Consider the following 11,831-nt stretch of genomic DNA (forward strand, 5'->3'; position numbering starts at 1 on the left):
GTGTCACCAGGAGGTACCCATGAGGATGCTCATCAACGTCCCCGAGACCGTCGTCGCGGACGCGCTGCGCGGTCTGGCGGCCGCTCATCCCGAGCTCACCGTCGACGTGGAGAACCGGGTGATCGTACGGCGGGACGCGCCCGTCGCCGGGAAGGTCGCTCTGGTCTCCGGTGGCGGTTCGGGGCACGAGCCGCTGCACGGCGGGTTCGTGGGTCCCGGCATGCTGTCGGCGGCGTGCCCCGGCGAGGTGTTCACGTCCCCGGTCCCGGACCAGATGGTGCGGGCGGCGGCCGCCGTGGACAGCGGGGCCGGCGTGCTGTTCATCGTGAAGAACTACACCGGTGACGTGCTCAACTTCGACATGGCGGCCGAACTCGCCGAGGACGAGGGCATCCAGGTCGCCAAGGTGCTCGTCAACGACGACGTGGCGGTCACCGACAGCCTCTACACGGCCGGGCGGCGCGGCACGGGCGCCACGCTGTTCGTGGAGAAGATCGCCGGTGCCGCCGCGGACGAGGGACAGCCGCTGGAGCGCGTCGAGTCGATCGCCCGTCAGGTCAACGAGAACTCCCGCAGCTTCGGCGTCGCGCTCAGCGCCTGCACCACGTACGCCAAGGGCAGCCCCACCTTCGACCTGCCCGGCGGGGAGCTGGAGCTGGGGATCGGCATCCACGGCGAACCGGGCCGGGAGCGGCGGTCGATGATGACCTCGGGCGAGATCGCCGACTTCTCGGTGAACGCGATCCTGGAGGACATGAACCCGCGCAACCCGGTCCTGGTCCTGGTCAACGGCATGGGCGCGACCCCGCTCCTTGAGCTGTACGGGTTCAACGCCGAGGTGCAGCGGGTGCTCACCGCCCGCGGTGTGGCCGTGGCCCGCACACTCGTCGGCAACTACGTCACCTCCCTCGACATGGCGGGCGCCTCGGTCACCCTGTGTCAGATCGACGAGGAGCTGCTGCGACTGTGGGACGCGCCGGTGCGGACGGCGGGGCTGCGCTGGGGCATGTGAGACGGCGGCAACGGGCAGTCAACGTACCTACCACGCAAGGAGATCCAGTGCTCGACGCCGACTTCTTCCGCCGTTGGATGACGGCGACCGCCGCGTCCGTCGAACGTGAGGCGGACCGGCTCACCGCCCTCGACTCGCCCATCGGCGACGCCGACCACGGCAGCAATCTGCAACGCGGGTTCCGGGCGGTCGCGGCGGAGCTGGAGAAGGAGGCCCCGGGGACGCCGGGCGCGGTGCTCACGCTCGCCGGACGCCGGCTCATCTCCACGGTCGGCGGGGCGTCGGGGCCGCTGTACGGCACGCTGCTGCGGCGTACCGGCAAGGCGCTCGGGGAGGACGCGGAGGTCAGCGAGGGTCGGTTCGCCGAGGCCTTCCGTGCCGGGGTGGACGCGGTGATGGCGCTGGGGGGTGCCGCGCCCGGCGACAAGACCATGATCGACGCTCTGGTGCCGGCCGTGGACGCGCTCGGCGACGGTTTCGCCGCGGCTCGGGCCGCCGCCGAGGAGGGTGCGCTGGCGACCACTCCCTTGCAGGCGCGCAAGGGCCGGGCGAGCTATCTCGGCGAGCGGAGCATCGGTCACCAGGACCCCGGGGCCACCTCGGCCTCGCTGCTGGTCGCGGCGCTCGTGGAGGCGGACGGTGAGTGACGACAGGCTGGTCGGGATCGTGCTGGTCTCGCACAGCGCGGCGGTGGCGGCGTCGGTCGCCGAGCTGGCGAAGGGGTTGGCGGGCGGCGGCGTGGACGTCCCTGTCGCCCCGGCGGGCGGCACCGTGGACGGCGGGCTCGGCACCAGCTCCGAGCTGATCTCCGCGGCGGCCGCCTCGGTGGACCGCGGTGCCGGGGTCGCCGTCCTCACGGACCTGGGCAGTGCCGTCCTGACCGTGAAGGCGTTGCTGGCGGAGGGCGACGAACTCCCCGACCGCACCCGCCTGGTGGACGCCCCGTTCGTCGAGGGCGCGGTCGCGGCGGTCGTCACAGCGGCAACCGGCGCCGACCTCGCATCGGTGGAGGCGGCAGCCGCGGAGGCATACACCTACCGCAAGACCTGAGCCCGACGAGCACCGCGAGGCATGCGACCGGCCGAGTTCCGAAAGGCCCGCGCCGGATCTCGTGCGAGCCCCTCCGCCTCGGCCCTCGCCGGTCGGTCTCCGCGTCCGCGGTGCGCCAGGCGTAGTGCTCCACCGGCGATCGCAGGGCCGCGTTGAACATCGCGGCCTGGACGGCGGCCGCAGGTCGTCCGCACACGCCCCGGTCCGCTCCGCGGCGTGTGCGCGGTCGGCCGCCGCCGGGGCTCAGCGGTCGCGGACGAACAGTCGTGCCAGGCGCTCCCCCGTGGCGACGGCGGCGTCGTGGTCCTCGATGGGTTTCACCTGGGAGTCCTTGAAGACGATGTAGGTGACTCCGGAGGCCGTGCCGCCGCCGCGAGGGTCGGGCCGGATGCCGAGCGCGCGGGCGCTGGCGTAGGACGCCTCGCCGATGATGTCGCGCGGGCCCACGTCCCCGACCACCGCGTACTGCACCCGGCCCCGGTAGATGACGGCCGCGACCGAGCCGCCGCGGACGCCGCTCGCGCGGTAGTCCCAGATCCGGCTCGGGGTGGGCACCACGATGAACGGCAGGCGGGCGGCGTCCAGGTGGCGGCCGTCGGACTGCTGGTAGGCGGTGGCGCCGGTGAAGAGCGGGTCGGTGCGGCGGTTGCAGCGACGGCTGGGGCGGCCGTCGCAGTCGATGTCCATGTCCGCCTTCCAGAACACGGCGTCCCGGGTGCCGCAGACCCGGACGGTCGCGGGTCTGCCGTCGTCGCTGCGGTAGCGGCCGCGGGAGACGGGGGTGCAGTCACGCACCTTGGCCAGCAGGTCGGCGGCTCGGACATCGCCCTCGTGGCGCACCACCGACTCCTGGGCCTGGGGATCGACGGGGGGCGGCGTCGACGTCGGGGCGAGCAGGGCGGCTCCTGCCGCGGCCAGGGTGAGCGACCGGACACGCACGATGAGGGACCCTCTCCTGGGGGACATGTGACGGGCACTCAGTCAAATCTGATGCCGTTTCGGAGATGCGGCCACCGGTAGGGGGCCGGACGGTGCACGCCCCTTGCCGGGTCACCGGCGGTCCCGAACTGCCGACAGGGGCCGGGCACCTGAGCCTGCGTCGGCTCCGGCTGCCCGGCCACCCGCGTCCGGCGCGGGAACAGCGACGACAGCGGTCCGCGCCAACGGCACGAACTCCCGATCCCTCAAGGTGAGTTCGGCCGCGAGGAGCTTCAGCATACGTAACCGTTCCGTCCGCTCACCAACGACGGCCCTCTTGCCTCGCTCCCCCACCCGGCGCCATATTGGTCCGGACCAATACCGTCCCGGGGGGCCGTACCGTGCGCCGTTTCCTCGCGCTCTGCGGAGCGATCACTCTGGTCGCCTCCTGCGGCTGGGGCGGCGACGGGGCGGAGGGGCGGCTCCCCGCGGCCCCCGTGGGTGTCACCGCCGCGGCCGGGAGCGCGACCAGCGTGCATGTCATGTGGAACGCGACCGGCCAGGGTGTCGAGGTCTACGAGGTATATCGCGGCACCACGAAGGTGAAGGAGGTACCGGGTTCGCAGCACATGGTGGACGTCACCAGGCTCAGGCCGTCCACCATGTATGTCTTCACCGTGCGGGCCCGGGACACCGACGGGCGGCTCGGCCCGAGCAGCGGTGAGGTCCGCGCGAGGACTCCGGCGGCCGGCGCGGCGGACGGAGCGCCCCCGACGGCACCCGGGGCCGCGCGCGGCAAGGTGATCGGCGGCCGGGCCGTACAGCTGTCGTGGTCCGCGTCCTCGGACGACCGGGGCGTGATCTCGTACGACATCCATCAGGGCACGACGAAGATCCACAGTGTGGGCGGGAGCCAGACGGCGGCCGTGGTGACGGGGCTGCGGCCGGGCACCCGCTACTCCTTCACCGTGCGGGCTCGCGACGCGGCCGACAACGTCTCCCCGGCGAGCGGTACGGTCCGCCTCACCACCGCGCCGGGCGCCGACGCGGGCACCGGCACCGCGCCCACCCGTTTCCGGGCATCGACCCGCCTCGGCGACGACGGGGCGTACTACCTCGACCTGTCCTGGGTGCCACCGCGCGCGGACGGGACGGTCACCGAGTACCAGGTCCACCTGGACGGCCGTCCGGCCACGTCGCTGGTGTTCGGCGGGAGCGCGCCGAGCGACCGGGCGACCTACGGCTTCTATGTGGGCCGCGACGCCGGGGTCACGTACCGGGTGCGGATCCGGGCCAGGCTGCCCGACGGGACGTGGGGCGGATTCTCACCGGAGCGGACGGTGACGACGGGCGGCTCGCGGCCCTGAGGAGCGGCGGCGAGGAGGGCCTTCCCTGAGCCGGACGATGGAATCCGTCACCTGCCCGGGGGCGGTCCGCATGCGCGACGGGCCGGGAGGACGTTGGCTGCCCCTGAGGCGCACGGGCCTTCCCCGACCTCGGCGGCGCAAGGGATGTACCGCCAACCGTGCCCCGGAGGGCAGTCCATTGCGTACTACTCAGCTTCTCCTCCGCTCCGGCCTGACCGCGGTCGCGGCCGCCGCGCTGGCCGCGGCACCGGCGGCCGCGGCCTCGGGGATCTCCGTGAGCACCACCGGATCCACGGTGTCCGTCACGACCAGCGCGTGCACCCAGGACGCCGGCGGCAACTGGGGCACCGCCTCGCTCCTCAACAGCAGCCAGGCGAACTTCGCGCAGGGCCGCCAGGTGGCGCTGTCGGGGACCAGTGCCCTCCAGTCGGCCGCCTGGTCGAGCGTCAGCCCCGGCACTTACACGGTCATCGTCATGTGCTCGAACAACATGACCGCGGGCACCCAGTCGGTCATCGTCTCGACCGCATCGACCCCCACGATCTCCGCCACGGCCTCCCCGTCGCGGGGTGTCATGGGCGGGCTGGGCGGCGGCATCAAGAGTTACGGCGCCCTCACCCTCGGCGCCGGCGCCGCCCTGGTCGGCATCGGCGGCATCGCGGCGGCCTGGTTCCTGCGCCGTCGCGCGAAGCCGTACCGCCTCTAGGGCCCTCTAGGGCCGTTGCTCGGGGAGTTCGGCGAACTCCGCCAGCGCGTGGGTGAGCCACTGCGTCCAGAAGGTCTCCAGATCGAGGCCCGCCCGCAGGACCAGATGCTGTAGCCGGTCCTGCGGGCTGTCCTTGCCCGGCGGGAAGTCGCGCTTCTCGATCTCCTCGTACTCCGCCAGCTGCCGCCGGTGCAGTTCGAGGTGGCGGCGCAGATCGGCCTCGATCCCCTCGGTCCCGACCACGGCGGCCGCACGCATCCGCAGCAACAGGGGGTCGCGGTGCGGCTTGGGGTCCTGGGACGCGGCGGTCCAGCGGGCCAGTTCGTCCCGGCCCGCCGGCAGTACCTCGTACCGCTTCTTCTGCCCCCGGGTCGGCTGGTCCGGGGTGAGGGCCCGGATATGGCCCTCCGCCTCGAGTTTTCCCAGCTCGCGATAGATCTGCTGGTGTGTCGCCGACCAGAAGTAGCCGATCGACCTGTCGAAACGCCGGGTCAGCTCCAGCCCCGAGGACGGCTTTTCCACCAGGGCGGTGAGGATCGCGTGCGGCAGTGACATGGAGTCATCCTAAGGACGCCGTTGGGCGGCCCCTAGAGGCCGGCCGCGACCTCGGTGCCCTGCTTGATGGCCCGCTTGGCGTCCAGTTCGGCGGCCACGTCGGCGCCACCGATCAGGTGGGCGCTCGCACCGGCGGCGACCAGCTCCTCGTACAGGTCCCGGCGCGGTTCCTGGCCGGTGCACAGGACGATCGTGTCGACCTCCAGGACCGTGCTCTCCTCGCCGACCGTGACATGCAGTCCGGCGTCGTCGATCCGGTCGTAGCGCACGCCCGGGACCATGGTGACGCCGCGGTGCTTGAGCTCGGTGCGGTGGATCCAGCCGGTGGTCTTGCCGAGGCCTGCGCCGACCTTGCCGGTCTTGCGCTGGAGCAGGTGCACGCTGCGCGGCGGGGCGGGCCGCTCGGGGGCGGCGAGGCCGCCGGGTCCCGTGTGGTCCATGTCGACGCCCCAGAGGCGGAAGTACGTCGCCGGGTCCTCGTGCGCCTTGTCGCCGCCGTCCGTGAGGAACTCCGCGACGTCGAAGCCGATGCCGCCCGCGCCGAGCACGGCGACCCGCTCGCCGACGGGCACCTTGTCGCGCAGGACGTCGAGGTAGCCGACCACGCTGGGATGGTCGACGCCGGGGATGTCGGGGGTGCGCGGGGTGACGCCGGTGGCGACGACGACCTCGTCGTAGCCGATGAGGTCCGTGGCGGCGACCCAGGTGTTGAGCCGTACGTCCACGCCGTGCCAGTCGAGCTGGTGGCGGAAGTAGCGCAGCGTCTCGTCGAACTCCTGCTTGCCGGGGACCTGGCGGGCCACGTTGAGCTGGCCGCCGATCTCGCCCGCGGCGTCGAAGAGGACGACGTCGTGGCCGCGTTCGGCCGCCGAGACCGCGCAGGCCATGCCCGCCGGGCCCGCGCCCACGACCGCGACGCGCTTCCTCAGCCGGGTCGGCGACAGCACCAGCTCGGTCTCGTGGCAGGCGCGCGGGTTGACCAGGCAGGAGGTGATCTGGAGGTTGAAGGTGTGGTCGAGGCAGGCCTGGTTGCAGCCGATGCAGGTGTTGATCGCCTCGGGCTTGCCGGCCTCGGCCTTGATGACGAAGTCGGGGTCGGCGAGCATCGGGCGGGCCATGGAGACCATGTCCGCGTACCCGTCGGCGAGCAACTCCTCGGCCAGCTCGGGGGTGTTGATGCGGTTGGTGGTGACGAGCGGGATGCCCACCTCGCCCATGAGCTTCTTGGTGACCCAGGCGTAGGCGCCGCGCGGCACCGAGGTGGCGATGGTGGGGATCCGGGCCTCGTGCCAGCCGATGCCGGTGTTGATGATGGTCGCGCCGGCCGCCTCGACGGCCTTGGCGAGGGTGACGACCTCGTCGTGGGTGGAGCCGCCGGGGACCAGGTCCAGCATCGACAGCCGGTAGACGATGATGAAGTCCTCGCCGACGGCCTCACGCACCCGCCTCACGATCTCGAGCGGGAACCGCATCCGGTTCTCGTACGAGCCGCCCCAGCGGTCGGTGCGGTGGTTGGTCTGCCGGGCGATGAACTCGTTGATGAGGTAGCCCTCGGAGCCCATGATCTCCACGCCGTCGTAGCCGGCCTGCCGGGCGAGGCGGGCGGCACGGGCGTAGTCGTCGATGGTCTGCTCGACCTCGGCGTCCGTGAGCTCGCGGGGCACGAAGGGGCTGATCGGCGCCTGGATCGGGCTCGGCGCGACGAGGTCCTGGTGGTAGGCGTACCGGCCGAAGTGCAGGATCTGCATCGCGATCCGGCCGCCCTCGCGATGCACGGCCTCGGTGACGACCCGGTGCTGCTCGGCCTCAGCGTCGGTGGTGAGCTTCGAGCCGCCCTCGTACGGCCGGCCGGCGTCGTTGGGCGCGATACCGCCGGTGACGATCAGGCCCACTCCGCCGCGCGCGCGGGCCGCGTAGAACGCCGCCATCCGCTCGAAGCCGCGCTCGGCCTCCTCCAGGCCCACGTGCATGGAGCCCATGAGGACCCGGTTGGGCAGCGTGGTGAAGCCCAGGTCAAGCGGGCTCAGCAGGTGGGGGTAACGGCTCATCGGGGCCTCCGTGGCGGCGGTGTCTGCCCTCTTGTTGTAGAGGACCGCGGACGGTTTATGCAACTAGTTGCACAACCGACGGGGAGTGATCCGAGCCACGTCCGGTGGACGAAAGGGACCCAGCCCGCCTCAGGCCGCCGGGTAGTCCGCGCCGAGTGTGACCTCCTTGCAGGCGTCGAAGCCGGCCCTGAGGCTGTCGAGCCGCTCGGTGGCGATGTCGTACGCCGCCCTGCCCAGCAGCAGGCGCAGCGGCGGCTCAGCGGACTCGACGGCGTCGATCACTGTGGCGGACTGCCGCATGGACGGCCCCGACCAGTTGGTGCGGAAGGCGGCGGGCTCGACGATCGTCACGCCGATGCCCAGCGGAGCGACCTCGGCGGCGAGGGACACCGGACAGGCCCTCCACCGCGAACTTGGTCGCGTGGCCGAGGGAGGAGAGGTTCACGACATGGCCGGACCGGCGGGCGCGCACGCTTCCGCTCGCTTGACGGCTTCGGCGAGGGTGTGCGGGTCTCGGGCGGTGGCCGCCACGCGGTGGCCGCGTTCGACGGCGGTGGCGGCGAGGGCGCGGCCCAGGCCGGTGGAGCAGCCGGTGATGAACCAGACCGGTGTGCCGTCGTTCACGTGTGGGTGTCCTTGCTCGAAGTGTGATCGGGGAGAGGCTCGGCCGCGGTGAGGCTGCCGAGCAGGGCGAGCGCCTCTTCGGAGGGGCTGCCGGACTCGGCCTGGTAGACGACCAGTTGCTGCCCGGGGGCGCTGTTGACGGTCAACGACTCGTAGTCCAGGGTCAGTTCGCCGACCAGTGGATGCCGGAAGCGTTTGGTCTCATGCGTCTTCCGGCGGATGTCGTGGCGGGCCCACAGCCTGCGGAACTCCTCGCTCCTGAGCGCGAGTTCACCGACCGTGGCGATCAGCCGCGGATCGTCGACGTCGGTTCCCGCGTCGGCGCGCAGCCCGGCCACGGTGTTGACCGCCACGCGGTCCCAGTCCGGGTAGAACTCCCGGGCGTCGGGGTCGAGGAAGACCAGTCGCAGCAGATCCCCGCTGTGGGTGTGGCCGGCGAACAGCGCCCGGCCCAGGGCGTTGTCGGCCAGCACGGTCAGACAGCGGCCCAGGACCACCGCCGGGGTGGTGTGCCAGCCCGCCATCATCCGCAGCAGGGCGGGGCTGACCCGCTCCGGCCGCCCCGGACGCGTACGGCCGGCGGGGCGGGGGCCGACGGGGCGTGCCAGGCGGTGCAGGTGCTCGACCGCGTCGTCCGCCAGGTTCAGGGCGCGGGCCAGCGCGTCGACGACCTGGGCCGAGGGGTTGCGCTCCCGGCCCTGCTCCAGGCGGACGTAGTAGTCGATGCTGACCCCGGCCAGCAGCGCGACCTCTTCCCGGCGCAGTCCCGCCACCCGGCGCCGGGTGCCGGCCGGCAGTCCCGCGTCCTCGGGCTGTACGAGAGCGCGGCGAGCCCGCAGAAACCGGCCGAGCCGGTTGTCGCTGTCCATGGCATCGACCGTACGTCCGGCCGGGGCGCGAGGGGCGTGCCCAAGGTGGGCGCGGTACTCCTACGATCCGCTCTCCCCGGGGCGGCGCGGCCTGGTCCCGGATCCGGGCCTGTCCCACGGTGGACGGCATGACACACACCCAGAACCTCATCGACCGGACCGCTGTCGTCACCGGCGCCACCAGCGGGATCGGCGCGGCCACCGCTCGGCGCCTGGCCGCCGGCGGCGCGAGCGTCGCCCTGCTGGGGCGCCGCGAGGACCGGCTCAAGACGCTGGCCGACGAACTGCGCCGTACCGGCACGGGAGCGGTCCTGCCCGTCACCGTGGACCTCACCGACGCCGGGGCCGTCACCGAGGCGGCCACCGCCGTCACCGGAGCGCTCGGCACCGTCGACCTGGTCGTCGCCAACGCCGGCGCCATGCTCGGCGCCCCCTTCGAGCGGGCCGAAACCGCGGAGTGGGACCGGATGATCGACGTGAACCTGCGCGGTCTGCTGCACACCTCGCGGGCCTTCACCGACGGCCTCCTCGCCACGGCCGCGCGGGGCCGCCCCGCGGACCTGGTCCATGTCGGCTCGGTCGGCGGGCATCTGCTGTTCCCCGACTGGTCCGTCTACTGCGCCACCAAGGCGGCCGTCGCCCATCTGACCCGCAATCTGCGCGCCGAGCTCGGGCCGCGCGGGGTCCGGGTGAAGAACATCGAACCGGGCGTCACCACCACCGAGTTGGGCGCGGACATGCTGGACGCCGGTATGCGCGAGACCCTGGACCGGATGCGCACCGGCCTCGATCCGCTGGCCGCCGAGGACATCGCCGAAGCCGTCGCCTTCGCCGTCTGCGCGCCGCTCCACGTCAATGTCGCCGAGATGGTGGTGGTGCCGGTGCGGCAGGGCTGATCGCCGTATCGTCCTCGGGTGGACTCCGTCGTGCGCCTGGCCCAGCAGCTGATCCGCCGCCCGAGCCGGGGAGGGATCGACGACTACGGCCCCGTCCTGAGCGTCCTGGAGGACTGGCTGACCACGCGCGCGTTGCCGCATCGACGCCTCTACGACGACGGCACCGTGGTCGGGCTGCTGGTGGAGGTCGCGGGCGGGCTGTCCGGCCCCTGGTGGGCGCTGAACGCCTGCGTGGACACCGCCCCGTACGGGGACGAGGCCGCCTGGTCGTTCCCGCCGGACCAGGGTGACGTGGTGGACGGTTGGCTGCGGGGCAGGGGCGCGGCCGACTCCAAGCTCGCGGCGGCGATGTTCTGCGGTATCGCGGCGGAGCTGCTGGGCCGCTCCTTCCCCGGCGGCCTGGCCGTACTGCTGGACGTGGACGAGCACACGGGAGGCTTCGGGGGCGCCCGCGCCTATCTGGCAGATCCGGCGGCGGTGCGCCCGGCGGGGATGATGATCGGCTATCCCGGGCTGGACGAGGTGGTGGTCGGCGGCCGGGGGTTCTGGCGGGCCACCGTCGCGGTGCACGCCGCCGCCGGCCACTCGGGGTCGAGGCGTACGACACCCGGTGCCGTGTCCCGTGCGGCGCGGCTCGTGGGGCTGCTGGAGGAGGCCGAACTCCCGGGCGCCGACGCGGAGTTCCCGTTGCCGCCCAAGCTGACGGTGACCTCGGTGCATGGCGGTGAGGGCTTCTCGGTGGTGCCCGACCTGTGCGAGGTGGGGGTGGACGTCCGCACCACTCCCGGATTCGGCGCCGGGGCCGCGGAAGCTCTGGTGCGCGCGGCGGCGGCCGAGCTGGACGCGCGCGTGCCGGTCCCCCGGCCGACCGTCGTCTCACCGGTGGCGTCGTGGCCGCCCTTCCGGCTGGCCGAGGACGAGCAGCCCGCCGCCGCGCTCCTGGACGCGGCCGGCCGCGAGGGCCTGACGGTCCGGGCGAAGACGGCGGGCCCGTCGAACATCGGCAATCTGCTCGCGGCCGAGGGCATCCCGGCGACGGCCGGCTTCGGCGTGCGGTACGAGGGCCTGCACGGCACGGACGAGCGGGCCCGCCTGGCGGACCTGCCCGTGGTCCACGCCGTGTACCGGCGTGCCGTACTGGATCTGCTCGGTCAGCGGCTCTCGAGGCGTACGTGCAGCTCGCGCTCCTGATCGCCGGACATCGACGAGAGGTCACGTACCGTGAACAGCGAGTCCAAGGTCGTGCGCAACCGTTCGATCGCCCAGTAGCCGCCCTGCGCGTCGGCCTCCACCGAGGACGACAACCGCGCGGGCGCCGGGCACGCGTGCGCGTCGGTGACCTCGAACGTGCCGAGCCACACCATCGGCCGTGTCTCGTGCAGCTGCTGCGGCACCTCGTCGGCGCCCCGGTCCGACTCGAAGCATGTGCACAGCGTGTCGAACACGATCCGGGCGTCCTCCTTGTTGCATCCGCTGATCTCGATGGAGACGGACTCCTCATGCGATCGGTCCATCACGATGGCTCCTCTCGTGGCGGTGGCGCGGCAGGGCGGGTTCCCCGCGAACCGCGCCACATCCCCAGAAAAGCACCACAGTCCAAACGGGACCAGCCCGTGGGGCCGCGGGGTCGTCCACAGGCCGGTCAGGGCCGGAGACCGTGCTGCTACCGTCGCCGCACGCGTTCGGGCGTGTTGAGGGATGGTGGAAGAGGGCGCCGGGGGCGCTCCCGGGACGGTTGGGCGCGGTAGAACAGGGGAGTCGGCACGGGGGACGACGTGCCGTGTGG

14 protein-coding genes are annotated in these 11,831 nt (G+C 72.8%); 7 read left to right on the plus strand and 7 right to left on the minus strand.

The genetic code is table 11. The features are described from left to right. The first annotated feature begins 19 nt into the window (after nucleotides 1–19). Genes dhaK through ABKA17_RS19945 form a run of 3 tightly spaced genes read left to right on the plus strand, consistent with a single transcriptional unit; the run spans nucleotide 20 to nucleotide 2,062 of the window. Complete coding sequence (dhaK, locus tag ABKA17_RS19935; RefSeq protein WP_353693447.1) at nucleotides 20–1,012, plus strand: dihydroxyacetone kinase subunit DhaK; 993 nt, start codon at nucleotides 20–22, stop codon at nucleotides 1,010–1,012. Between the two features lie 47 nt (nucleotides 1,013–1,059). Then, the gene (gene dhaL, locus ABKA17_RS19940) at nucleotides 1,060–1,659 is read left to right on the plus strand and encodes a dihydroxyacetone kinase subunit DhaL (protein WP_353693448.1); all 600 of its coding nucleotides are present in this window, start codon (nucleotides 1,060–1,062) and stop codon (nucleotides 1,657–1,659) included. Continuing rightward, complete coding sequence (locus ABKA17_RS19945; protein ID WP_353693449.1) at nucleotides 1,652–2,062, plus strand: PTS-dependent dihydroxyacetone kinase phosphotransferase subunit DhaM; 411 nt, start codon at nucleotides 1,652–1,654, stop codon at nucleotides 2,060–2,062. The genes dhaL and ABKA17_RS19945 overlap by 8 nt, the downstream gene beginning before the upstream one ends. A gap of 243 nt (nucleotides 2,063–2,305) precedes the next feature. Here the strand turns inward: ABKA17_RS19945 and ABKA17_RS19950 are convergent, their stop codons facing one another. Beyond that, the gene (locus ABKA17_RS19950; RefSeq protein WP_353693450.1) at nucleotides 2,306–3,001 is read right to left on the minus strand and encodes a glycoside hydrolase family 75 protein; all 696 of its coding nucleotides are present in this window, start codon (nucleotides 2,999–3,001) and stop codon (nucleotides 2,306–2,308) included. Between the two features lie 380 nt (nucleotides 3,002–3,381). Here ABKA17_RS19950 and ABKA17_RS19955 point away from each other — a divergent pair, with 380 nt between their 5' ends. Further along, the gene (locus tag ABKA17_RS19955; protein ID WP_353693451.1) at nucleotides 3,382–4,347 is read left to right on the plus strand and encodes a fibronectin type III domain-containing protein; all 966 of its coding nucleotides are present in this window, start codon (nucleotides 3,382–3,384) and stop codon (nucleotides 4,345–4,347) included. A gap of 178 nt (nucleotides 4,348–4,525) precedes the next feature. Then, the gene (locus tag ABKA17_RS19960; protein ID WP_353693452.1) at nucleotides 4,526–5,053 is read left to right on the plus strand and encodes a hypothetical protein; all 528 of its coding nucleotides are present in this window, start codon (nucleotides 4,526–4,528) and stop codon (nucleotides 5,051–5,053) included. Between the two features lie 6 nt (nucleotides 5,054–5,059). Here ABKA17_RS19960 and ABKA17_RS19965 read toward each other — a convergent pair whose 3' ends face one another. From ABKA17_RS19965 to ABKA17_RS19985, 5 genes are all read right to left on the minus strand, one after another. Continuing rightward, nucleotides 5,060–5,608: a PadR family transcriptional regulator gene (locus ABKA17_RS19965; RefSeq protein ID WP_353693453.1), complete on the minus strand. Its 549-nt coding sequence runs from the start codon at nucleotides 5,606–5,608 to the stop codon at nucleotides 5,060–5,062. A 32-nt stretch (nucleotides 5,609–5,640) separates the two neighbouring features. Beyond that, nucleotides 5,641–7,656, minus strand: a complete 2,016-nt coding sequence (locus ABKA17_RS19970) for an oxidoreductase (RefSeq protein WP_353693454.1) — start codon at nucleotides 7,654–7,656, stop codon at nucleotides 5,641–5,643. Nucleotides 7,657–7,785: 129 nt separating this feature from the next. Further along, complete coding sequence (locus tag ABKA17_RS19975) at nucleotides 7,786–8,046, minus strand: Rossmann-fold NAD(P)-binding domain-containing protein (RefSeq protein ID WP_353693455.1); 261 nt, start codon at nucleotides 8,044–8,046, stop codon at nucleotides 7,786–7,788. A gap of 51 nt (nucleotides 8,047–8,097) precedes the next feature. Beyond that, a complete protein-coding gene (locus ABKA17_RS19980) occupies nucleotides 8,098–8,280 on the minus strand; it encodes an SDR family NAD(P)-dependent oxidoreductase (RefSeq protein WP_353693456.1) in 183 nt (60 codons plus the stop codon). Beyond that, the gene (locus tag ABKA17_RS19985; protein WP_353693457.1) at nucleotides 8,277–9,149 is read right to left on the minus strand and encodes a helix-turn-helix domain-containing protein; all 873 of its coding nucleotides are present in this window, start codon (nucleotides 9,147–9,149) and stop codon (nucleotides 8,277–8,279) included. The genes ABKA17_RS19980 and ABKA17_RS19985 overlap by 4 nt, the downstream gene beginning before the upstream one ends. Before the next feature lie 128 nt (nucleotides 9,150–9,277). Between ABKA17_RS19985 and ABKA17_RS19990 the strand changes: the two genes are divergently transcribed. Further along, the gene (locus tag ABKA17_RS19990) at nucleotides 9,278–10,045 is read left to right on the plus strand and encodes an SDR family oxidoreductase (RefSeq protein WP_353693458.1); all 768 of its coding nucleotides are present in this window, start codon (nucleotides 9,278–9,280) and stop codon (nucleotides 10,043–10,045) included. A gap of 18 nt (nucleotides 10,046–10,063) precedes the next feature. Beyond that, nucleotides 10,064–11,236: a M20 family metallopeptidase gene (locus ABKA17_RS19995; protein WP_353693459.1), complete on the plus strand. Its 1,173-nt coding sequence runs from the start codon at nucleotides 10,064–10,066 to the stop codon at nucleotides 11,234–11,236. Here ABKA17_RS19995 and ABKA17_RS20000 read toward each other — a convergent pair. After that, complete coding sequence (locus tag ABKA17_RS20000; protein WP_353693460.1) at nucleotides 11,197–11,559, minus strand: hypothetical protein; 363 nt, start codon at nucleotides 11,557–11,559, stop codon at nucleotides 11,197–11,199. The genes ABKA17_RS19995 and ABKA17_RS20000 overlap by 40 nt on opposite strands. Nucleotides 11,560–11,831 lie beyond the last annotated feature (272 nt).

The organism is Streptomyces sp. RG80, assembly GCF_040446465.1.
Taxonomy (GTDB): Bacteria; Actinomycetota; Actinomycetes; order Streptomycetales; family Streptomycetaceae; genus Streptomyces.